Origin of the sequence: Pedobacter sp., from assembly GCF_965249885.1 — a bacterium.
Classification (GTDB): Bacteria; Bacteroidota; Bacteroidia; order Sphingobacteriales; family Sphingobacteriaceae; genus Pedobacter.
Genome location: NZ_OZ252254.1, coordinates 2638053 through 2662346, shown reverse-complemented (window position 1 = coordinate 2662346; position 24294 = coordinate 2638053). Strand labels below are relative to the sequence as shown.

The following is a 24294-nucleotide window of genomic DNA, read 5'->3' as shown; positions in this document are numbered from 1 at the left end:
ATGAAATTGACGAAACTAATACTACTGCTTTTTTGCTTTGCTATTACATCGGCCTACGCCCAACAAGACAGTCTCACTTTAAACAACATTATCAATAAAACAAAGCGCCTTTCTGATGAGCAACCGCTGGAGAAAGTGTATCTACATACCGACAAACCTTATTATGCAGTAGCAGATACCATTTGGTTGAAAGCCTATATCACCAGCCAAAACAATATGCCATCGCCGCTAAGTAAAATTGTATATGTTGAAATGTACAATGAGGTTGATTCTCTTATACAAACACTAAAATTGCCAGTAAAAAATAGTGTGGCATATGGTAATATTCCACTTCCAATGAACACCTATAAACAGGGCAACTATTATGTTAGAGCTTACACTTTATGGATGCTCAACTTTGATTCAGATTACTTTTTCTCTAAAAATATTTTAATTGGGGAGGCTATCGACAAGCAGCTCATTACCAACATCAATTTGGCTAACATAGCGGCAGATAAAAGCATTAAAACAACTGCTCGTATCCAATTTAAAGACATCAATAAAAAACCGCTAGCTAATAAAACTGTGAATTGGCGAGTATTTCACAATTATGATGTTTTCGCCCGAGGCAAGGGTACTACCGATGCCAATGGTTACCTTACAGTTACCGTTACTAGTAAGCCGGGAGATCCAATTAAGAAAGGAACATTAGTGGCCGATGTAAGTATGGGCGATAAAGAGTTGGCCAGTGCCAGTTTCAATATCAGACAAAATGATAATGGAATAGATTTCCAATTGTTTCCTGAAGGAGGTGAGTTTATCGTAGGAGTTCCTAATCAGCTGGGCTTCAAAGTAATTAAAGCGAATGGCTTGGGAACCGACGTAAAAGGAACTATCATTGATGATCAAAACGCTGAAGTTGGAAATTTTACTTCCTCATTTGCAGGCATAGGTAGCTTTTTTATCACTCCTGAAGCGAATAAAACTTACAGAGTGAAATTCACAAAGGACGGGGTTACCAGAACTGTGGATTTGCCCAAAGCAAAAGAAGGAATTATTTTACAAGTTACCAATCCATCTGCTGCTGACGCGATAAACTTACGAGTACTTGCTAGTACAGCGTTTTTGGAGGCAAATAAAGACAAAGCTTTTTACTTAGTTGGGCAAAATACTAATACCGTTGCTTATGCCGCTAAATTAAACTTAAAAAATCAAGTGATTAATGCTAAAATACCAAAACAAAATTTCCCATCTGGCATTGCTCAACTGACTTTATTTAACGAAAATAGCGAACCACTTAGCGAACGATTGGTTTTTGTGTTACACAACGACGCAATGAACTTAGCGCTAAAGGCAGATCTTCCTGCATACAAACCTCGCCAGAAAGTGAAACTCACTTTGGATGCCAAGAGTAAAGGCCAGCCGATAGTGGGTGATTTTTCGGTAAGCGTTACGGATGAAACCAAGGTTCCAGTTGATGAAAACAATGAGGTTACTATTTTAAGTTCGCTTTTGCTGACTTCCGATTTAAAAGGTTACGTAGAGAAACCTAATTATTATTTCAATAAAACTGATGAAAAGAAACTTGGCGATCTAGATCGATTGATGTTAACGCAAGGTTATAGACGATTTTCGTATAAAGAGATTTTGGCCGGCCGCTATCCTAAAATATTCCTATTGCCCGAACAAGGAATTACTATTTCGGGTACGTTAAGAGACTTAACCGGCATGCCGATAAGAAAAGGCGTAATGCGAATGATGGTTACTGGTAAGCCAATTGCCAAAGAAATTACAACCAGCAACGTTGGTGTGTTCAACTTTACCGATTTGAATTTTCCTGATTCATCACAAGTTGTGGTAACTGCCCGTTCCAATCCCAATTATACTAACTTGATGATTATGTTGGATGGGATTCCTAGCGCTGCTAAAGGCAATAACTTAAACGCCCCCGATGAAGTGGAAAACATTGATACTTTAATGTCTTCCTACTTAAGCAATAGCCAGAAACAATACCGCTTTATGCGCACTTTAAAAACGGTAGAAATTAGAGGTGCCGGCATTAAAAAACCTAGCCATTCTGATTATCCTGCACTAACGGGTTTAAGCCAAATTCCTGATAGATTTATAGATGGCGCACAATTGGAAGGTTGTAATTTGCTATTGGAATGTTTGAAAATACAAGCCCCAAGCTTCACCTTTGATTTTAACGAACAGAAATTTTATATCACTAGAGATTATAATCAAGGCGCTAGGACACCAGCCGCGATTTTCTTAAATGGTATGTTTGTAGATGCAAATGCACTGAACACGGTTAATGCCAATGACGTCGAATCTATCGAATTATTCTTAAACGATCCGCTTGGCACGGTTGATAGAATGTATAGCACTCGAGGTGTGATTGTTATCAATTCAAAAAAAATCCCCAAGGGCGAAAAAATGTCTAAGCAAGCTTTTCTTGATATGCTTCCTAAGAAATATGAAGTCAAATATTCTCCTATGGGTTATAGTAAAGAACGAACTTTCTACTCCCCAAAATATTTACCAAATGCGCCGATTACCAGCAATGACTTAAGGACAACCATCTATTGGAATCCGAAATTAATTACCGATGAAAAAGGCAACATCAGTTTTGAATTTAACAATGCAGACGGAAAAGGAACTTACAAGGCTGTAGTGGAGGGAATAGATAAAAATGGAAACATTGGAAGAACGGTACTGAGATATACCGTAAAATAATTGACTAGTATATTATTAGCAAAAACCAACTGACGTTTATCAGTTGGTTTTTTTTTGACCTATCAATTCAAAGCAGTTTTCACGTGGGCACTTAGCATATCAAAATATTCACGCCCAACAACCTTGTTTCGCTCCAACAGCATTTCCAATTCTAACTTTCCAGGGTGATATCTCACGTAAAAAACAGCTCCGTTAGTCAACTTTACTTCCTTCCCAACGGTTAAGTCGTTAGTTAAAAGCAAGCTATCCTTTCCTTTAAAAATTTCTTTTAGCATATCTTCCACCTTTGCTTGTTTATTTTTAGGATATACTGCCGAAAGTTCTAAACGCTCATTGGTTTTCTTAACCTTCAATGAAGTTTCTTGCTCGTTGCAAGCCGTTACTATAAAAGCCGTTGCAAGCAATAAAAATATCTTTTTCATGTTTCTATAAGTTGTAAATAGTTAGGAATCAGGCATCAGTTTTAAGTACTTTGACCAATCCGAAGTATGTTATCCTCCAGTTCTGCCTTTAATATCGTCCAAAGCAGTTTTTCTATTCCTCGCTGATTTCACTTGCTGGTTTCCGAACGCATAGTTCAAGCTAAAGGAAGCTTTTCTGCTCAGGTAGTAATTTTTGATATTCATGTTTACATTTTGATACTGCATTCGTCCCTCCCAATGGTTGGTAGCAAATACATCATCCACCGCCAATCGCAGTTTCAATTTATTCTGCATCATCGTTTTTTGAATACCAAAGTTTAAAGCATACTGCGCTACAGTAGTTTCCTCAACACCTCTGATCCTCGGCGAGTCAAACCAAAAACTTACCTCCGCTCTCAACGTTTTAGAGAAAGCAATAGCTTGTGAGGTATTGAAATTGAATGACACTTTGGCTCGTTGATAAGCCGCACCCACTAGCGTACCATCTTGGTAATCCTGGTACATTGCCGAAAAATTACTTTGCATACTCCACTGCTTAGTAACTTTAAGTGGTATGTATATGTTAGCGCTGTATAAATCCGCCCTTCCAAAGTTTTGGCGCTGTACTTCAATTTGCTTTGTTGCATCATTTTGACGGCTTACCTGTGTAATCATACCTTTTACGTTAGCATAATTAGCAGATAATGAGAACTCCTTAAAACTATAACCTAGTTCGTAGTTATCAGTAAATTGAGCATTTAAGTAAGGGTTCCCGCTATCAATGGTATAAGGATCCAGATACTGCACAAATGGATTTAACTGCTGGTAATTTGGCCGATCTATCCTTCTGCTGTATGAATAATTTATGCTATGGTTTTTACTTATTTCTTGCTTCACAAAAATGGAAGGGAACAAAGAGATGTAATTTCTATCAACCTCGCTGTTGGCCGTCACAGAGGTACCTGTGCTATGAGTGTGTTCAGCTCTTAACCCCAGTTGAACTTGCCACTTTTTCCAACTTTGCGAAAGGTTAGCGTAGCCTGCATTGATATTTTCCTTGTAAACAAAAAGGTTTGATCTACCAAAAACATCCGACCATTGCCCATTATTGAGCTGCTCAGAAACAAAATCATTATTGGTTTTTACAATACTGCTTTTTAACCCAGTTTCAAATTTTAGTGTTTTTGAAAAAGGCCAAGTAAAATCTGTTTTTGCAGCTAGCACATTTATTTTAGCATCTATAATATTGCGCAAGTTTGAAGCATTGGTTTGTTGTAATGCGGCATTCAAGTAAAGCGCATCAAAACTATCATTTCTGTCTAACCCATAACCTGCATAATCTAAATCAAATGTTATTGAAGCTTCGGCTTTATCTAAATCGTGTTTGATATTAAAGTTTGAAGTGATATTGTTGAACTTGCCATTATTACCGTTGTTTTGGTTGATATAACTAAGCTGCTGTGTACTTTGCTGATACTCGTTAATATTCGCACTGCTAAATCCTTTTTGCTCGTTATCAATGGTACCTAATTCTACCATTACACCAAGTACAGTTTTTTTAGAGGCATAATAATCAGCACCAATTTTCCCTGAATAACCCGAGCCTTTTTGACTGCGGTTAAAAGCTTGATTGAACTTTGTGACTGTATTATTTATATCTGCAGTCCTGTCTAACAAGGTCTGATTGTAACCAGTGCGAATATTATAGGAAGTATTTCCGAAAATATTCCATTGTGCCACTCTATGGTTCAAATTCAAGTTGGCACTATGACGATACAAATCTGAAGGACCGTTCTTTACTCCTCCTAAACCAGTATTTAAGGCTACGCTTCCATTGGTACCGTAGTTTTTATTTCGCTTCAGTTTAATATTGATGATACCAGCATTACCCGCGGCATCGTATTTAGACGATGGATTGGTAATCAATTCTATTGTCGCCACTTGGTCACTAGTCATATTGCTCAACACCGTATTGATATCTGTACCTGAGAGGAAATTAGTTTTACCATCAATCATCACAGTAATGCCAGCCTTATTATTTAGCTTAATTTGTTCAGTTTGCCTATCGATAGTCACTCCCGGAGCTTTCTCTAATAACTCCAACACACTATTTCCTGTAGCGGTAATGTTGTTCTCCACGTTAAGCACTGTTTTATCTGCTTTTCGTTCTACAAAAGGCTTTTGCGCTACCACACTTACTTCTTTCAACTGTTTGCTTACGCTTTGCATTTTAATCGCCTGCATTTGTAAGTCATTTCCATTAAAAACAAATTTGGCAGAGGCATAATTTTGATAACCCACCATTTTAACCTGCAACTGGTAAGTACCAGCGTCAACCGCAGAAAATTGGTAAATTCCATCCAAATTAGCGGCGGTTTGCTTGGTAATAGTGCTGTCTGCTACGTTCACCAATTTTACCAAGCAGTAGGGCAAAGCGTCGTTGTTTTCGGCAATCAACTTGCCGCTAATTGTGCCTTTTTTCTGGGCAAAGGAATTCCCCCACGCCAAAAGGCATGTCATTATCAAGAGTAATTTTTTCATCGCTGTTTTTTTTAAGAAAGTGCTAGGACAATGGTCAAAATCCTCCCCTAGCACCGTCATTGTTTATGGTTTTTTTCTAAGACTTAGAATTAGAATATTAGGTTACACAGACTTAACTATTCAGCTCCTTTGTTGCAATATTATTTATTAGTAATCTTTAAACGTCGTTTTTAAGCAGTGGCTCAACTTCTACTTTCATTAATTATTAGGCAATAGAATTCCCGTCTCCAATACCGGAGTTATTTTTTAATCTAAAAAATGAACTAATTACCTACTCGGGCTATTGCTGCTCGTTTTCCTTTGGATGATCTAGATCGTATTTACATTTCAAACCATCTTCAGTCATGACCCATTCGCGGTAGCCATTATTTTCGGCATTATCAGTGCTGCAACCGTAAACATATTGATAGAAGCTCCAGTACCTATCATTATTTTCATTGATTTTAACTTTTGTACCTATCGGAAGCTTTAATCTTAAATGAACATGCTGATCACGCCAAGGTGCGTTCTGTTTGAATTGAATCGCTGGGTTAAAAATCAAAGCTGAGTCTCGCTGTAAAAATTTATAGTTCACGTTTTGTACATTTTTCAAGGCTATCTCAAAGTTTCGACCCTGAGCTTTGTAGGTGGCAGAAATGGAAGCCTTGCCGTCAGTGCTTTTCTCAATTTCGAAACTTACCGTTCGAGGATTTCTAAAAGGGCCATTGTCAAAATTCTCCACTACGGTGCGCTTGCCCATATCCATATCCTCCAAATGGTACCTGATGCTATCCTGTTTGTTAAATACCATGCTCTTATCCACATCAATTACATAAGTTTGGTATGGTTTTAAATCTGTATGCTGCACTAATTCAGCCTCTTCTTTAAATTCACCAAAAATTTTAGCGGTGTAATAACCTGTAGTGCCCGCACCAACAAGCCAAACTATTAATAGCCCAAACCAAACGTATTTACTAATCTCAATTCTGTTATTTACCACTTTAAGTGCAAACAACACTAGCGCCAATACTGGAACAAAAAAGGTAAGGAAAGCATGGAAAATCAGGCCGTCTCTAAACGGTGTGTTAATTACATTCAATGGAAAACTTTGGTAGGTATTTTCATCCCAAAACCCCAGCAGCATTCCTAGGAAAACAATTAGGGTAATCATCATTCCAAAACCAAAAACAATGAAACAAATAGCCACCGTTTTTCCAAAAAACCTAAAAACACCTCTAATTAAACGTCCAAACATCTTAATTAGCTCTACCAAAAAATTCCCTGATTTTTTAACTACGGGTCCAAATTGGTCATTTGCCGATTTCATGTTTGCCTTAAACGCAGCTAATTCCTCATCGAAGCTTTTCTTGTAACCATATAAATTAGTCGCTTCACCTTTCATCTGCATTCTTTCCGATCTGCTGGACGCTCTAGGAACGGCAATCCATAAAATCAAATAAACCAGAATACCAGTACCACCTAAAAAGGTAAGTAAGAAAAATGCTAGTCTTATCCATCTAGCTTCCACATTTAAATAGTGTCCCAATCCGGCACAAACACCAGCTACTACGCCATCATGTGTATCTCTATAAAGTCTTTTAACTCCAATATAATTGATATCGGCACCCTCGTTCAACGTTTCCTCCTCTTCGTCCATGAAATCTTTTACACTACCCATTTGGGCAATCACACCTTGTACGTCGGCTACGTCAATTACCTGTTTTTGGCCTTTCTGTAAAATCTCCGCGAACATTTCGGCAATGCGGTTTTCAATATCCTTAACAATTTCAAAATCATCAGCATTTTTAGCGAAATGTTGCTTAATCTCGTTAAGGTAACTCATTAGTATTTCATAAGCTTCTTCCTCAATGTGGATAATGGAATTGCCTATATTGATGATAATCGTCTTATTCATATCTGTATGCTTTAGCAGTAGCAAGCCACTGCGTTGGTTTATTTTTCTTCAGTTGTTGGGTTAGCTCCTTGTTGTGATGTGGTAATGGCGTAAACTAGCTCTTGCCATGTGGTGTCCAGTTGGGTCAAAATTTGCCTGCCTTCTGGTGTTAACACATAATATTTACGTGGCGGACCAGAGGTGGACTCCACCCAATTGTAGCTCAACAATCCATTATTTTTCAACCGAGTAAGTAAAGGATACAAGGTACCCTCTACCACCAGTAGTTTTGCCCTCTTCAATTCGGCAATTATATCAGACGCATAAATCTCTCCTCGGGAGATGATTAAAAGCACACAATATTCGAGTATGCCCTTGCGCATTTGGGTTTGCGTATTCTCTGCTATCATAATACAAAGATATATGTTAAATAATGTACTATGCAATACATAGTACTATAAAAACATGGAAATATTTTTCAAATAACTGTAAATCAGTGTATTAATTTTACTTATTTTTTTGTTTAATTATTTGAGAAAGATTTTTTAACATATTTGAAAAGCGAATACATCACTATTTGGGCAAGATAGCCCCGCTGTTCGTTGCAATCTTTTTGTTTAATCATCCTGTCATTCCAAGGTACGAGGAATCTATTCTGAACAGCTTAAATTACGGATTCGGTGCCAGCAATAATAAAACAAAAAGTATTTCCACTTCCATCGGGTTTGTTGTACAAAAGCCTGCACCTACCACTTGCATACTAAAATCCCGAAACCTTGCGTTCCCTGCGTAACCCGTCGAATCTTGGCGGTTAAAATAAACTAAAGCAAAGGAAAAATAAGAAGCCGCTAAATACGCTAAATTTCCAACTTTGCGTTCTCTGCGTGACCCTGCGAAATCTTTGCGGTTAAAAACAAACTAACGCAAAGGAAAATAAGAAACCGCCAAGTGCGCTAAGCTTTCAACTTTGCGTTCTCTGCATGACGCTTCGAAATCTTTGCGGTTAAAAACAAACTTAATTTAACGCAAAGTAAAAATAAGAAACCGCTAAGTGCGCTAAGGCAATTCAACTCCAAAAATCCAAACAACTAACCAACCAAAAACCCAACAACTATGAAAAACCCTACTTATTTGGTAGATTAGCAATTCCAAACAAGATAATGGCATTACAGTACAAAAAAATAGTTATTAAGATAGGTTCTAATGTAATTACACAAGCTAATGGTTTACCTGATAACGAGCGCATTGCTCACTTGGTAGATCAATTAGCAGCTATCAAAAAACAGGGAATTGAAGTTATACTGGTTTCATCTGGAGCGGTAGCATCCGGACGCAGTTTAATTAAAATTAGCGAAAAACAAGACGCCGTAGCTACAAGACAACTACTTGCTGCCATTGGCCAAGTAAAACTCATTAACACCTATGCTGCCTATTTCGATAGGCATGAGATCCAATGTGCCCAAGTATTGGTGACCAAGGAAGACTTTAGGGATCGAGTGCATTACCTTAACATGAAAAACTGCATTCATATTTTACTGCAAAACCAGGTAATTCCGGTAGTGAATGAAAACGATGTGGTTTCTGTAACTGAGCTAATGTTTACCGACAATGATGAGCTAGCTGGCCTTATTGCCTCTATGATGAACGCTGATGCGCTTTTTATTCTTTCCAACGTAAACGGCATTTATGATGGTGATCCAAAGCTGGAAACCTCAAAAGTAATTGAAAAAGTAACGAGCGAATTTACAGACTTGAGCAACTTTATAAGTACTGGAAAATCGCAATTTGGCAGAGGTGGCATGATTACCAAAACTACCATCGCACAAAAAACTGCCAAGCTAGGCATTAACGTACACATCACTAACGGCAAAACTGCTAATGTATTAACCGATTTACTGGAAAATAAAATAGTTCATACCCACTTTCCTGCAGATAAAATCAAATCTGGTCAAAAGAAGTGGATTGCGCATGCAGAAACTGCTGCTACCGGAGCTGTGCAGCTAAACAATGGCGCTAAACAAGTGCTTACGTCTGGCAAAGCTACCAGCTTGTTGCCCGTTGGCGTCATTGCCATTAAAGCAGACTTTTTAAAAGGCGACATCATTAAAATTTTGGATGAAGACGAAAAGTTAATTGGACTGGGAATCGCAAAATATAGTTCCGACAAAGCCAGAGAGCGGATTGGCCAAAAAAACCAAAAGCCACTAGTGCATTACGACTATTTTTATGCGATTTAGTTGGCAGTAAGGTAAATATCTAAAGCCTAACCCCTAACACATAACACCTAGACACTAAAATGACCCACTTCGAAAATGCCAAACAAGCCACTAGAAACATCATTTCTTTAAACAAAGAGACGATTAACTTAGTACTTACTGATTTAACAGCTTCATTAATAGTAAATAGTGATTTTATCCTTACTGAAAATCAAAAAGATTTGGATAGGATGGCCAAGACAGATCCTAAATATGATCGTTTACAACTAACGAAAGAACGTATTGCGGCAATTGCCGATGACGTACAAAATGTAGTTAAGTTGGCCAATCCGCTAGGAAACGTAATTAACGACCGAACTTTACCAAACAATCTCAATATTAAAAAAGTTCGCGTACCCTTAGGAGTGGTTGGCGTAATTTACGAAGCTAGGCCAAACGTTACTGTCGACGTTTTTTCACTATGTTTCAAGACTGGGAATGTTGCCATATTAAAAGGCGGCAGTGATGCAGAATTTTCCAACTTAGCGATTACAAAAGTTATCCATGACGTATTGGAAAAACATCAGCTAAATAAAGATATATTGACTTTATTGCCAGCCGATAGAAGTGCAACTGAAGAACTATTAAATGCCGTTGGTTATGTAGACGTACTTATTCCAAGAGGCAGCCAGTCGCTGATCAATTATGTTCGAAAAAACAGTAAAATTCCAGTTATTGAAACAGGTGCTGGCATTGTACATACTTTTTTTGATGCTTCGGCCAATTTAGAAAAAGGTCAACAAATTATAGTTAATGCTAAAACGCGTAGAGTAAGTGTTTGTAACGCATTAGATTGTGTTTTGATACATGAAAAACGCACTTCAGACATTTCAACATTATTATCGCCTTTGGCCGAAAAAGATGTTGAGCTTTATGCTGATGAGGTTAGTTATGCCAGATTAAAAGAAAGCTATCCAAATCAACTATTAAAAAATGCGACAGCCGAGCATTTTGGAACAGAATTCTTATCATTGAAACTTGCGGTAAAAGTTGTGAAAGATATCATGGAAGCTTTGGATCACATTGCCAATTATAGTTCAAAACATAGTGAAGCCATTATTTCCGAAGATGCAGAAAATATAGCATTATTTCTCAATCAAGTAGATGCCGCAGCTGTTTACGCTAATGCATCTACAGCATTCACCGATGGTGCACAGTTTGGCTTGGGTGCAGAAATTGGTATTAGCACACAAAAACTTCACGCCCGTGGACCAATGGCGCTTGAAGAGCTAACAAGTTATAAATGGCTAGTTACGGGAAACGGACAAACCAGAAGCTAACTGTATGAATATTAACTCAATAAACTGGTTCATGTTTCAAAAAATAGACAACAATATTCTGCTATTTTGAGAGAAATTACCCGTTAATATACGGGTATCAATAAATAAAATACTTAAAAACGCTAATTATCAACATATCCACAATAATTGGCTTCGTCTTTGTTTATAGTTGAGTATAAAAGGAGGACGAGTTATGATTGCAAACCTACATCAAGCAGCTACCAACGTAATTTATGGAGTGAGAGAGCAAAAAGCTACTCAACCTTCTACTTATAGGCAACGTGTTGTAGCCGACCGCATCGTAATTTTAGTTCTACTACTGTTTGCTATAGTTGTTGGAATATTCACGGCATAAATTATAGCAGCAGTGCATCAATGCGTTGCGCCTGTACCATATTTAAAGATTTCGACCAGCTGAACACCGTAAAGTGCCCATCTTGTGAGGCCACTAGTGCTAAGGCATCTCTTTGATCAAATATAAATTGAGCTGCTGATAAATGCCTTGTACCGCCAATTTTTGCTGGATGTACCACTAAAGCCTCCGCATTATTAATGGGTTCAGTGTAGGAAATTTGCTGAATATGTTCGCTACTATTTGATCTGCCGGTTTTGGCGCCAAATGCTAAAAGCTCATATTCATCAGTGATAATAGTTGCGCCGTCAACCGCTGTTAACCCAGCTAAGTGATCAATTTCCCTTTTCAAAGCGGTTTGCCAAAAAATTTCACTCGAATCATCTCGATCCCTACGTACCAAATCTGCCAAGCCTTTAAATGCTGGTGTTAAAGCATAACTGATAGGATGAATTACAGATTGCTTCCAGTCATCTTTACCTTGAGGTACCACAAGCACGGCCCCACCTCTGCCATGGGCACGCATAGAAACCGCTAATTGGATGAGAATATTTGCAGCATCGCTCCAATAACTTTCTGCTGTTAAGTCAAGCAGTGACAGTAAAATACTGGGACACTCCCCAGTTTTAGGCGCATTTTCGTTGACAATTTTGATCTGATCACCTTTCAAAACAGCTACATTGGTAAATTTGCCAAAGCCAGCCATCCTGCGGTGCTTAACCACTAACAACGCCGGTTCTGATACATCTACTACGAAACAGTAATTAGGAATATTTAAGGTGGTGCCCCAAACGTACAAATCATAACCATCGTGCCATACCCCAATGTGGATACCGCCACGCTCAACACCCGGTGCCAACTTGGTCAATACGTTGGGGTTCAAAGGTAAATTCTGTTTAAACAGTAGTGGTTTAGTTGCTTGTTCGGGGGGCAAAAAAGCAATGGAGATTTTAGGCGAATGCCCTTCTTCCTTACGCAAACTGCTCCAAAAAGCAGCATCCAAAATGGCTTCTATTACACGGGCGGGCGGCTGTGGCGCCAAGTCTATTTCGCCTTTGGCACTCGCTTCGGCCAAATGTTCGGCAAAGTGAGTTTCGATGGTAGGTGCAACAATTTGCGCCGCTTGGTAAGTAGCCCTATTGATCATGTTACTAAGTTATCTATTTGGTTTTGCAAAATACGACTTTCGATGAATGAATGACTATTGAAAGACAGTTTTGGTTGTTTGGTTGTTTGGATAGGAAAGTCAAAAAAACTAAAGGTTTAAACACTCCCTAAATATATTCGTACCTTGTATGTCCATTTTTTTTTGACTTTTGACTTTTGACTTTTGACTTTTGACTTTTGACTTTTGACTTTTGACTTTTGACTTTTGACTTTTGACTTTTGACTTTTGACTTTTGACTTTTGACTTTTGACTTTTGACTTTTGACTTTTGACTTTCTTATCCTACATCAATAATCAACCGAAAAAACGCTTGTAAATTTGTATCAACAAAGGAGAAAAAAATTATGGCACAGACCGTATTACACACAGCTAACACCCGCGGAGCCGCAGATCATGGCTGGTTAAAAAGCTTTCACTCTTTCAGCTTTGCTGGATATTATAATCCAGATCGCATACATTTTGGCGCATTAAGGGTTTTAAACGACGATTTTGTAACTGGTGGAATGGGCTTCGGCGAACATCCGCACGACAACATGGAAATTATCTCCATCCCATTGGAAGGAGAACTACAACATAAAGATAGCCTGGGGAATACTGCCACCATTAAATCGGGAGAGATACAGGTGATGAGCGCAGGTACAGGAGTTTACCATTCCGAGTACAACCCTGATGCAGCTCAACCTGCCAAATTTCTACAAATTTGGGTGTTCCCAAATAAAAGAAATGTGGAACCACGTTACGATCAGATTACAATTGACGCTAGCACAAGAAATGAATTTGTACAGGTATTATCTCCTAATGCAGATGATGCTGGTGTATGGATTTACCAAGATGCTTGGTTCAACATGGCAAGATTTGATGTTAACACCACCAAAACTTATCAACTGCACAAAGAAGGTAACGGTGTGTACATCTTTGTACTAAAAGGTACCTTAAACATTGATGGCAAGGATGTAAATACTAGAGATGGTTTCGGTATTTGGGACACAGATAAGTTTGAAGTTACAGCAACATCAGATGCAGAATTTTTAGTGATGGAAGTTCCAATGAAATTCTAATCAAAAGTTTAATTCAGCTACAGTGCACGGATCAAAGCGGATTTTCCTCACGAAATGTGCATTGTAGTTTAAACAGAAAAGCGAATGGTCAATATTCTTATAGTTTGTACAAACCAGCCTATCGCCGAAACCATAAAACGTTTAATCGAAAAGGTGGAAAATTGGAGCGCCGATGTAGCTTTGACTCTAAATGATGCCATAGCAACCTGCAACAACGTTACATACGATGTGATTTTGATTGGTGCTGGCATTACAGATGCAGAAGAGCAAGTGCTATGTTTGGACTTAAATAAATCCGCACCAAAAACTCGAGTTGTAAAGCACTATGGCGGAGGTAGCGGGTTACTATACGCAGAAATTCATCAGGCCTTAGCCTAAAAAAAAAAGCGTCCCAATAGTAAACTGGGACTCTTTTTTATGATTAATTTAATAAGTGATTTAACTAGTAAGTAGCAGCTAATTTCAGTGCATTGTAAGCATTAACTACACCGCCAGTTACACATAAATCTTTTAAAGAATCTGCTTTCTCTACTGATTTCATGATAATTTCTTTAACCTGTGTAGCTTTCAACTTAGGATAGTAAGAACGAATTAAGGCAGCTAAACCTGCAACCACTGGTGAAGCCATACTTGTTCCATTCTCATCTTTGTAAGTTTGGTTAGGGAAAGTAGAATAAATACCGAAACCTGGAGCAAAAACATCAACGCTAGTTTTACCATAATTTGAGAAAGACGCTTTCAATCTTTTATCATTGTAAGGCGTTGATGCACCAACGGTTAACCAAGCAGATGCTAAAGATCCATCTTCATACTTATTAGTAGGGAAGTTATTTTCTGAATCTAAGTTCTTATTGTCGTTACCTGCCGCGTGAACTAATAAAACATCCTTACTTATTGCATATTTAACTGCATCATCTACCACTTTTTTATCCCATGAATAAGCTTTACCGAAGCTCATGTTCAATACTTTTGCACCATTATCAACAGCATAACGGATCGCATTGGCCACGTCTTTATCACGCTCATCCCCATCTGGCACATTGCGCACCGCCATCAACAAAACGTTATCAGCAACGCCATTAATTCCTATCGTATTTTTTCTGTCGGCACCAATGATACCCGCCACGTGTGTACCATGCGAAGGATCTGGTCCCTTAGAATCGTTGTTTCCATAAAAACGTTCATTGCTGTTATTTGGATCGTCACCAACTACCGACCTAGGATCATAGCTCAAGTTGTAGTTATAATTTACTTGTCCGTAAAAATAATCGTAACCACCTTTAATCTGAGCTTCATAAAAATCTTTAAAATCGGAATTAGCCAAACCTCTAATCAAAGTGTTTTTAATACTTGATTCAACCTGTCCTTCAGGTGTATAATTTTTGATGTCTTCTAAAGTCGGATTTTCCTTTCCGATTTTCTTTACTAGGCCATCAACTGCATTTTTAAAATTCTCGAATCTTTGTAAACCTGTTTTTGCTTTTTCTAGTGCATCTTCAAATTCCTTTTTATTGGCTAAATAAGCCTCAAAATCTTTCTTATCTGCTGCTTTAACGTTGGCTTCAGTAACATTTGCAAAACGGGCGGCATCTCTACGAACTAAACGGGTTATTTCTACCGTTTCATGATTAACATTTCCTTCTTTACCCCCTAAAAAGCTCCAGCCGTTAACATCGTCGATGTAACCGTTTTTATCATCATCTTTCCCATTGCCCGCTTTTTCTTTTTTGTTCACCCACATCACAGATTTCAAATCTTCGTGGACACCATCAACGCCGCTATCTAAAATACCAACGATAACAGTATTTGATTTTTTACCTTTTAAAAGCTCGTTATATGCCTTTTCAGTACTAATACCGAATACACTATCCGCTTTCAAATCTAAATTAAACCAATTTTTCTTTTGCGACTGGGCAGATGCAAACATAGGACCAGCTGCCAATAATGCTAGGGCAACTAGACTTCTAATTTGATTTTTATTCATTTGTGCTAATTATAAATTAAGTTGTTAAGAAACGGCAATTTACACTGTTTTATTATGATTAGCAATTTTAAAACGCAACACAATTGCATTCTCTTAATTTTAACCAACCCTTGTCGATTTTACAAGTACAGCCTGATCACATATGACGCTATTTTGATGGAGTTCAATGAGTTGAAAAAACGTACTGAATTTCAAATCTACTTAGATGAACTTATTGCCAGCCGCCACCTAAGGCCCTGTATAATTCAACACTTGCGCTTAACTGCGCTGTTTTCAAACTTGCCAAATTTAGCTCGCCCTGCAGTAGATTAGATTGTGCACTGATCACTTCTAAGTAACTTGCCATCCCACTTTTAAACAATAAATCGGCATTTTTAACCGCTTGCTTTAAAGTTTGCACCCTAGTTTGCGCAATAGAAAACTCTGCTTTTAAGTTCTCCAATTTAGTTTGTTCGTTGGCAACCTCTACTACGGCTTTTATTACCGACTGCCTGAACTGCAGCACTAATTTTTCTCGTTCTACCTTTGCTAGCTCAAATTGAGTCTTAAGCTCTTTACGGTTGAAAATTGGCTGTACAATACCAGCTCCAACTACGCCAAACAACGATGCCGGAACGTTAAACCAATTACTGGCTTTAAACGAGTTAACTCCACCACTAGCAGAAATGATTAAGGAAGGATAAATTGCCGCATTAGCAACCCCCACCTTAGCATTGGCAGCCCTTAAACCTAGTTCAACACTCTTTACATCGGGACGCATAGCAAGCATTACTGAGGGCAGGCCTGCGGCAAGTTGAGTGGGTACTTCAAGTTGGGCTAATGTTGTTTTGCGTTCTATGGCGTTTGGGAATCGTCCTGTCAACTCGCTCAAGGCATTTTCTTGGATTTGAATAGCCTGTGTGATTTGTGGAATTAACTGATTTGCGCTTAGCCACTGTGCCTTGGTTTGAGCTACTGCAAGCGACGTTACTTGACCAGCTTCAAATTGCTGCGTAACCATTTTTAAAGTGCTATCGGTAAGCTTCAGGTTTCTATTAGCAATATCCAACTGCGCATCCAGCAACAATAACTGATAAAAACTATTGGCAACCATGGCAACTACTCTGGTTTGCACAGCCTTTTTAACTTCTGTTGTTTGTAAATAAGTTGCAAATGCCGCTTCCTTCTGTTTGCTAATTTTACCCCAAATATCTGCCTCCCAACTTAACGCTAGATTGGCATTGTAATCTTCAATATGAGTAGTATTTAGAAACTGCGAGGCACTAATTCCATTTAAACTGTTATCTGAAGGACGACTGGAACTTGCAGCCACTTGCAGACTAAGTTGTGGCAAACTCCCCATTTTTGCTCTGGTTAACAACAAATTTGCTGCCTCAATATTTTTGATAGCGATTTGTAAGTCTAGATTCTTCTGTATAGCGCTGTCTAACAACTGCTGTACAAATTGATGCGCAAAAAACTCTTTTACCGAAATTGAACCAACGCTTGCCGTGTCGGTAACATTTAATCCTCGATATTGTGACGGTGTGTCCTTAATAAGGTTAATTACACTTCTAGGGATGTTACAGCTATAAATTCCTAAAAGTAACACGCCAAAAATGATATGTATAATATTTCTCATTATGTTTTTGATTAAAATGAGGCTACCACAATAACTTTGGCAGCCTCAAAAACTTGAATTACTAATGTTTGTGTTCCAAAACTTCAGTTTGAGTGCCTTTAGCAACGGATAAAGGCACGCCAGTAACCTTTTCCTGCAAATATTGAAAGATGACAAACAATACAGGGATGATGAACAATCCGATTACCACACCAGAAACCATTCCACCAGCCGCACCGATACTAATGCTATGGTTCCCCTGCGCAGATGGACCAGTAGCAAACATCATTGGTATCAAACCAACTACAAACGCTAGTGAAGTCATGATGATTGGGCGCAACCTCAACTTTGCGGCCTCCAATGCAGCAGCTAATAATGGCTTTCCTGCTCGCCTTCGCTGTGCTGCAAATTCGATGATTAAAATCGCATTTTTTGCAAGTAAACCGATAAGCATAACCAACGCCACCTGCACATAAATGTTATTAGCTATACCTGTAAAGCCGATGGCTGCAAATACACCGAACATTCCCACTGGAATAGAAAGTATTACGCCAAGTGGAAGTAAATAACTTTCGTATTGCGCCGCTAACAAGAAATAGATAAATACCAAGCAAAGTATAAAGATCACTGTAGACTGGCCTCCAGAAGATATTTCTTCTCTTGTTTGCCCCGAAAATTCGTAGCTATATCCTGCCGGTAATTCTTTAGCAGCTACTTCTTCAATCGCCTTAATGGCATCTCCAGAACTGAAGCCTGGCTTGGGAATTGCATTGACTGCGATAGAGTTAAATAAGTTATACCTAGATACCGTCTCAGAGCCATAAATGCGCCGCAAATTAACCAAAGTATTGATTGGTACCATTTCACCAAGTTTGTTCTTCACAAAAACCCGATCTATGGCACTTGGATCTGCCCGGTCGGCAATGTCAGCTTGAACCACTACCCTGTAGTATTTTCCGAAACGGTTAAAATCTGAAGCTTGCGCACTACCGAAATAGGCCTGCATAGTTTGCAGAATATCTTTGACATTCACGCCCAATTGGTCAGCTTTTTCGTGGTTAATATCAAGTTCCAACTGAGGATAATCCGCTTTGAAACTGGTGAAGGCCACCGCAATAGCAGGTTGTTTCATCAGCTCCCCAATGAAGTGCTGAGATATGCCGCTGAACTTGTCCAGCTTACCACCAGTTTTATCCTGAAGCACTAAATCCAATGCTTCCACGTTGCTAAATCCAGGAACTGTTGGAAAACTAAAAACAAAGAAACTACCTCCAGTGATGCTCCCCAAAGCACCTTGCACCTGACCCATAATTTCCTCGATACGCTTTACTTTTCCTCTTTCGTCAATGGGCTTAAGCAACACAAATACAACTGCCGCCGACGGGCTGGTAGAGTTGGTCAATAAGTTGAATCCAGAAATTGCAGTAACAAACCTTGATGATTCTAATTTCCTCAACGTATTTTCTGCTTCAGTCATTACTTTTTGAGTACCATCAAGTGAAGTTCCTGAAGGTGTTGATACAGAGATAGCAATGAAACCTTGATCCTCAGTAGGAATAAAGCCAGATGGCGTAGTTTTTACCATCCAAATGGTAACCAACGTAATTATAGCCAAACCTCCTAAACTCAGCCATCGATTTTTGATCAAAAACCTTAAGCTGTTTACATAGCGATTAGTCATCGCATTAAAGCTGCTGTTGAAACCACTAAAAAACTTTTCTTTGAAGCCTCTTTGGCCTTGCGCTGTTTCACCTAGCGAAGTTGCGTGGTGATCCTTTAAAAATAGCGCCGCCAATGCCGGACTTAACGTTAGCGCATTAACTGCCGATATCACAATTGCGATGGCCATAGTAAAGGCAAACTGACGGTAAAACAAACCCGTTGAGCCCTCCATAAAACCAACAGGTAAAAATACCGCAGCCATTACCAATGTAATTGAAATAATAGCACCAGTAATTTCGCTCATGGCCTCATGCGTGGCTACTTTTGGAGGCAGGTGCTTATGTTCCATCTTGGCGTGTACCGCTTCAACTACTACAATCGCATCATCCACCACAATACCGATAGCTAAAATTAATGCAAATAAGGTTAGCAGATTAATGGAAAAACCAAATAATTGCATGAAGAAAAACGTTCCTACGATGGCAACAGGTACGGCAATGGCAGGTATAAGTGTAGACCTAAAATCTTGTAAAAAGATAAACACTACGATAAATACCAAAATAAAAGCTTCAATCAGCGTATGAATTACTTGGTCAATGGATTGATCTAATGCAACTTTAGTGCTGTAGAAAATATTGTGCTTAATCTCCTTGGGAAAGTCTTTGGAAGCCTTTTCCATCAACTTGTTAATTGCAATTTGGATTTCATTGGAATTAGACCCTGCCAACTGAATTACACCAATCACTATCCCTTTTTGTCCATTTAAACGCGTTAAGCTATTATAAGAATAGGCACCTAGTTCTACTCTGGCGACATCTTTTAAACGTAGTATAGAGCCATCGTTATTTGATCTAATGGCTATATTTTCGTAATCTTCAGGTTTGGTGAGCTTACCTTTATATTTGATTACATATTCAAAAACTTCCTTACTTCGCTCTCCAAATTTACCTGGGGCAGCTTCTAAGCTTTTATCTTGAATAGCCGCCATTACTTCATTAGGAGTAACTCTGTACGTGGCCATCTGAGTTGGATTTAACCAAACACGCATCGAATAGTCCTTAACTCCGCCAAAAATACTTGCCGCTCCAACGCCCGGTATCCTCTTAATTTCAGGAATAATGTTTATTTGGGCGTAATTAGCAACAAAAGTTTGATCATATTTAGCTTCATTTTCGGTGTACATACCGATAGCCATGATGAAGCTATTTTGCTGTTTAGCAGTTACTATACCTTGCTGTACTACTTCTGCTGGAAGCTGACTGGTAGCCTGTGCCACTCTATTTTGCACATTCACCGCCGCTTGATCTGCATTGGTACCTAATTTAAAAAACACGGTGATGGCTAACGAACCATCGTTACTAGCAGTGGAAGTCATGTAGGTCATGTTTTCCACTCCGTTTATCGATTCCTCAATGGAAGGTGCTACTGAACGCAACACCGTTTCCGCATTTGCTCCTGGATATACGGCAGTTACTAAAACTGATGGCGGCGCAATATCCGGAAATTGCTGAAGCGGTAATTTAGTTAAGCCTAGCACGCCAAGTATCACCAATAATATGGAGATAACGGTGGCTAATACAGGCCGTTGTATAAATATTTTAAACATTTTGATTGTGTTATTTTTTCGAAATTAATTGTGCTACTTTCTCCGATTTTCTATCAGGCTGTATCAATTGTCCATCTTGAAGCCTATCCAAACCGCTCAATACAATTTGATCTCCAGATTTCAATCCGTCTTTAATCAGATAATTGGTGTCAGATTTACCGTCAACGGCAACGGCAACTTTGTTTACTTTGTTGTCCTTGTCTACTACGTATACGAAAAGCTTGTCTTGCATTTCTACAGTGGCTGATTGAGGAATCAACAATGTATTGTAATGCGGTAAGCCCAATCTAACTTTACCTGTATTTCCAGATCGTAACAAACCTTTAGCATTAGCAAAAATCGCCCTCAGTGTAATGGCTCCTGTGTTTTTATCAAACTGTCCGTTAACCATGTCAACCTTACCTTTAATTGGATAAACGCTTTGATCGGCCAGTACTAAGTTCACGGCTGGCAGGTGACGAAGCCTATCAGAAACTGACTTACCTTCATAGTTTTCGTTAAATTTGATGAAATCCGTTTCAGCTAGCGAAAAATAAGCGTACACTTCATGAACGTCAGAAAGTTGGGTGAGGGCCTCAGGATCATTAGGGTTTACTAAACTTCCCTGTTTTTTAGGCAAACGCCCAATATAACCGCTGCTTGGCGCTTTAATTTGTGTATAGCCTAAGTTAATTTGGGCAGTATTTACATTAGCTTTTGCTTGCTCTACGTTGGCTAACGCAATTTGGTGTGCAGTTTTAGCAGTTTTTAACTGAAAGTCGGAAACCACCTTTGATTGTACTAATGGCGTAAGTTTATCTACTTCAAGTTGCGCATTTAACACTGCCGCTTTAGCCGCCTGTAGTGCAGCAGTAGCATTGTTTAACTGTGCTCTAAATGGTAGCTCAGAAATTTGAAATAAAAGTTGACCCTTGCTTACAAGTTGACCTTCGCTAACATATATTCTGTCGATAGTTCCGGCAATTTGCGGTCTTATTTCGATATCAGTAATGCCTTGTATGGCTGCCGGATAGTCTACAAAAGTTTCCTGACTAGTAGCATTAACGGTAGAAACAGGCAATGATGGTGGCGGAGCTAACGCCATTGGTTCCGATTTACCTACGCAACTTGACAAAAACAAAACCACAGTTAAAATTAACAAAATTATCCATTCGTTAAATAATTTAACACCGTTAAATACTGGTGCTGGTTGGTATATATATTTCATATTATTGGGATTTTTTAATGAATTTTACGTTAATAAATTAATTTAACACTGTTAAATAAAAGAGCAAAAAAAAGGTTTAGTCGTTGATGGTTTTTATAATAGCTTTGATCGCACTTCTTAGAATTTGCTGATTGATGTCATCATTAGCGCCTTTTTGCACCAAATTAATGGATACCAAGCCATGAATCAGCGACCAAAAAGTGTAATACTTTAAGCAAGATGCATCTTCAGAAATAGGTTCTTTCAGTAACTTCTCTATAGCATCATAAAACAGATCTGTAGTATACTCTGCTTCAGGCATTGTTTTATACATCTCACAACAATTCACCTGCACACCATACATCAACTGATAGTACTCCGTCTCTTCAAAAGCGAAATCCCAGTAAGCTAGCCACATTGCCTCCAACTGTTCTTCTGCGTTTGTTTTGGCATCTCTAGCTGCTTTAACTTTTAGTCCAAGATTAATATATCCTTGCCTAGTTAACTCTAACAATATACCTTCTTTGTTCGGAAAATATTCGTAGATAATTGGAGCCGTATACTCTATTACATCAGCAATTTTACGCATGCTCAGCGCTGTCCAGCCTTCTTGTTTCACAATCTGTAAAGCAGCGGCTAAAATACCTTTTCGGGTATCTTCTTTTTGTCGCTGAATTCTTTCCTTACTCCCCATTGTGATTAGGCATTAAACAATTTAACACTGTTAAGCAAAGATATAAATGCTTTAAACATTGCTTATCATTTATTTGTCAGAAATTTTATAATAAAAAAAAGCCTTCTATTTGATAGAAGGCTCATATCTAAATAATTGAATATTTTTAAGCTACTCGTTTTTCGCCAATTAACCTTTTAATACGTGATTCGATGTAATCCAAATCGAAAGGTTTGTTGATATAATCGTCGGGGCTAGATGCTTCACTTAAAGCTTCGTTTTGTACATTAGCCGACATCAATATTACCGGAATATGCTTTGTGAAAGTGTCGTTTTTCAAATCTTTACAAATGTCAAGTCCATTACCGTCAGGCAGCATAACATCTAAAATAAACAAATCTGGAATGGAATCTTTTAATTTGCTTTTCAACTCTTTAAAAGTTGATGATACTTGGATTTCGTAACCTTCATCTTTTAAGAGGAACTCAATAATGAAAGCGATATCTTTATCGTCTTCTAAAACGTGGATGCGTTTTTTCATGTGCTTAATTTAAATAGTCTAATTTTGGCAATACTAAAATTTGCGTTGTTAGGTAAAAAACAACAGTGTTTTAAAAAAGTTTTGATAATTTTTAAATTTTTAAAAAAGCTAATTAAGGTCGCTACGCAACGATATAACTAGAGGCTTTTTTACAACTATTCTAGCTTAAGTTTACTAAAAAAATAGGCACAACAAAATAGCAATACCGTAATTGCAATCCATAAAATATTATAACCAAATCTGTCGGCAATGTAGAATCCACTAGCTGGGCCAATCACCTGAGCTACAGACCAACTGAGTGTATAACCGGCAGCATAAAGTCCTCGATTGTATTCATTGCTTCGTTTAACTACAAAAGTGTTAAAAAACGGGAGAGAGAGCATCTCACCAAAAGTAAAGAACAAAATACTTGATACCGCAACGATAACAGGAACTGATTTTGGCAACATCAATACACCAAATGAAAGAGAAACAATAATTACTCCTAAAACGATGTAGTAAATTGGCGATCGTTTATTTTCTATTTTACTAATCATCACCATCTCGAACAGCGCAATCACGATTCCGTTGATACCTAAAATCAGTCCGATCAACGCCTCGTCCAGATGCCAAACTTTTTTATAAAATACCGGCACCACCCTAAACATCATAAAAAAACAGATCGTAAACATTACCGATAAAACTAGGAACTTCAGGTAAGGAACATCGTTCCAAGGCTTACGTACGCTTAAATTTTCTTGCGCTGTTTTTACTTTAGCTATAATTTGTTTGGCAGGCAATAGAAAAAATATCGATGATGCCACCAAAATGCTCACTCCTCCCTCCACTACAAAAAGTAATTTATAGTTGTAAGAAGCGATGATACCAGCCATACTCACACCAAAGGCCCAACCGATGTTAGTTGCTAAACGATTAAGGGAATATGAGCGTGTTTCTGTTCCGGGAGCGGCATAAGATGCTATTGCAGCATAATTCGCTGGCCTAAAAGCTTCCGAAAAAAAGCTGATCACTGGTGATAAAATGCAGATCCAAGTAAAGTCTTGAACTACTGCAAAAAGTAAAAAAAACAATCCGCTAATTGCAGCAGCCAAAATTTGCACTGGTCTGAAGCCAAACAGATCCGTTAGTTGACCACCCACTGCAGCACCTGCAATAGCGCCTACGCCAAAAAGAGAGGTAACAATTCCAGCGTCAGCTTCCGCTCGGTGAAGCGATTGCGTGACATAAAGCCCCATAAAAGGCGCAGCCATAAAACCACAACGGTTAATTAAAATTACTACACTTAAAACCCAAGTTTGCCGGCTTAAACCAGAAAATGAAGTTTTATAAGCGTTGAGTACACGGTGTAACATTGAAATAGTTTGATGCGCAAAATTACAGAAATAAACTGCAGCCATACG

Annotated in this window: 18 protein-coding genes; 6 read left to right on the top strand and 12 right to left on the bottom strand. The window is 38.5% G+C overall.

The window, feature by feature from the left end; translation table 11 throughout:
* Complete coding sequence (locus tag ACY2A0_RS11340) at nt 1–2715, top strand: carboxypeptidase regulatory-like domain-containing protein (RefSeq protein WP_461789568.1); 2715 nt, start codon at nt 1–3, stop codon at nt 2713–2715.
* Between the two features lie 62 nt (nt 2716–2777).
* On the opposite strand, the gene ACY2A0_RS11335 is transcribed toward ACY2A0_RS11340, so the two are convergent.
* The 4 genes from ACY2A0_RS11335 to ACY2A0_RS11320 all read right to left on the bottom strand — a co-directional run bounded on the left by ACY2A0_RS11335 (nt 2778) and on the right by ACY2A0_RS11320 (nt 7940).
* Nucleotides 2778–3137, bottom strand: a complete 360-nt coding sequence (locus tag ACY2A0_RS11335; RefSeq protein ID WP_461789567.1) for a hypothetical protein — start codon at nt 3135–3137, stop codon at nt 2778–2780.
* A 69-nt stretch (nt 3138–3206) separates the two neighbouring features.
* On the bottom strand, nt 3207–5657 hold the full coding sequence (locus tag ACY2A0_RS11330; RefSeq protein ID WP_461789566.1) for an outer membrane beta-barrel protein: 2451 nt from the start codon (nt 5655–5657) through the stop codon (nt 3207–3209).
* Between the two features lie 280 nt (nt 5658–5937).
* Nucleotides 5938–7551 (bottom strand): PspC domain-containing protein, encoded by a 1614-nt coding sequence (locus ACY2A0_RS11325; RefSeq protein ID WP_461789565.1) that lies wholly within the window; start codon nt 7549–7551, stop codon nt 5938–5940.
* 38 nt (nt 7552–7589) lie between these two features.
* Entirely contained in the window at nt 7590–7940 is a 351-nt protein-coding gene (locus ACY2A0_RS11320) for a PadR family transcriptional regulator (protein WP_461789564.1), read from the bottom strand.
* A gap of 750 nt (nt 7941–8690) precedes the next feature.
* Here ACY2A0_RS11320 and proB point away from each other — a divergent pair.
* From proB to ACY2A0_RS11305, 3 genes are all read left to right on the top strand, one after another.
* Nucleotides 8691–9767, top strand: a complete 1077-nt coding sequence (gene proB / locus ACY2A0_RS11315) for a glutamate 5-kinase (RefSeq protein WP_461789563.1) — start codon at nt 8691–8693, stop codon at nt 9765–9767.
* Between the two features lie 59 nt (nt 9768–9826).
* On the top strand, nt 9827–11065 hold the full coding sequence (locus tag ACY2A0_RS11310; protein WP_461789562.1) for a glutamate-5-semialdehyde dehydrogenase: 1239 nt from the start codon (nt 9827–9829) through the stop codon (nt 11063–11065).
* A gap of 193 nt (nt 11066–11258) precedes the next feature.
* Nucleotides 11259–11420 carry a hypothetical protein gene (locus tag ACY2A0_RS11305; RefSeq protein ID WP_461789561.1) on the top strand — a complete coding sequence of 54 codons (162 nt, stop codon included), beginning with the start codon at nt 11259–11261 and terminating at the stop codon, nt 11418–11420.
* 1 nt (nt 11421) lies between these two features.
* On the opposite strand, the gene ACY2A0_RS11300 is transcribed toward ACY2A0_RS11305, so the two are convergent.
* The gene (locus tag ACY2A0_RS11300) at nt 11422–12564 is read right to left on the bottom strand and encodes a putative sensor domain DACNV-containing protein (RefSeq protein ID WP_461789560.1); all 1143 of its coding nucleotides are present in this window, start codon (nt 12562–12564) and stop codon (nt 11422–11424) included.
* A 364-nt stretch (nt 12565–12928) separates the two neighbouring features.
* Between ACY2A0_RS11300 and ACY2A0_RS11295 the strand changes: the two genes are divergently transcribed.
* Both ACY2A0_RS11295 and ACY2A0_RS11290 read left to right on the top strand, forming a co-directional pair.
* Entirely contained in the window at nt 12929–13642 is a 714-nt protein-coding gene (locus ACY2A0_RS11295) for a pirin family protein (RefSeq protein WP_461789559.1), read from the top strand.
* An 84-nt stretch (nt 13643–13726) separates the two neighbouring features.
* A complete protein-coding gene (locus ACY2A0_RS11290; protein WP_461789558.1) occupies nt 13727–14020 on the top strand; it encodes a response regulator in 294 nt (97 codons plus the stop codon).
* Between the two features lie 64 nt (nt 14021–14084).
* On the opposite strand, the gene ACY2A0_RS11285 is transcribed toward ACY2A0_RS11290, so the two are convergent.
* The 7 genes from ACY2A0_RS11285 to ACY2A0_RS11255 all read right to left on the bottom strand — a co-directional run bounded on the left by ACY2A0_RS11285 (nt 14085) and on the right by ACY2A0_RS11255 (nt 24291).
* Nucleotides 14085–15626, bottom strand: a complete 1542-nt coding sequence (locus tag ACY2A0_RS11285; RefSeq protein WP_461789557.1) for a S8 family peptidase — start codon at nt 15624–15626, stop codon at nt 14085–14087.
* A gap of 211 nt (nt 15627–15837) precedes the next feature.
* Complete coding sequence (locus ACY2A0_RS11280) at nt 15838–17247, bottom strand: efflux transporter outer membrane subunit (RefSeq protein WP_461789556.1); 1410 nt, start codon at nt 17245–17247, stop codon at nt 15838–15840.
* Between the two features lie 61 nt (nt 17248–17308).
* A complete protein-coding gene (locus ACY2A0_RS11275) occupies nt 17309–20494 on the bottom strand; it encodes an efflux RND transporter permease subunit (protein WP_461789555.1) in 3186 nt (1061 codons plus the stop codon).
* A 10-nt stretch (nt 20495–20504) separates the two neighbouring features.
* Complete coding sequence (locus tag ACY2A0_RS11270) at nt 20505–21701, bottom strand: efflux RND transporter periplasmic adaptor subunit (protein WP_461789554.1); 1197 nt, start codon at nt 21699–21701, stop codon at nt 20505–20507.
* A gap of 76 nt (nt 21702–21777) precedes the next feature.
* Nucleotides 21778–22374, bottom strand: a complete 597-nt coding sequence (locus tag ACY2A0_RS11265) for a TetR/AcrR family transcriptional regulator (RefSeq protein WP_461789553.1) — start codon at nt 22372–22374, stop codon at nt 21778–21780.
* A gap of 145 nt (nt 22375–22519) precedes the next feature.
* Nucleotides 22520–22894 carry a response regulator transcription factor gene (locus ACY2A0_RS11260; RefSeq protein WP_461789552.1) on the bottom strand — a complete coding sequence of 125 codons (375 nt, stop codon included), beginning with the start codon at nt 22892–22894 and terminating at the stop codon, nt 22520–22522.
* 155 nt (nt 22895–23049) lie between these two features.
* Nucleotides 23050–24291, bottom strand: coding sequence for an MFS transporter (locus ACY2A0_RS11255; RefSeq protein ID WP_461791514.1), 1242 nt, complete (start codon nt 24289–24291; stop codon nt 23050–23052).
* Nucleotides 24292–24294: the final 3 nt, after the last annotated feature.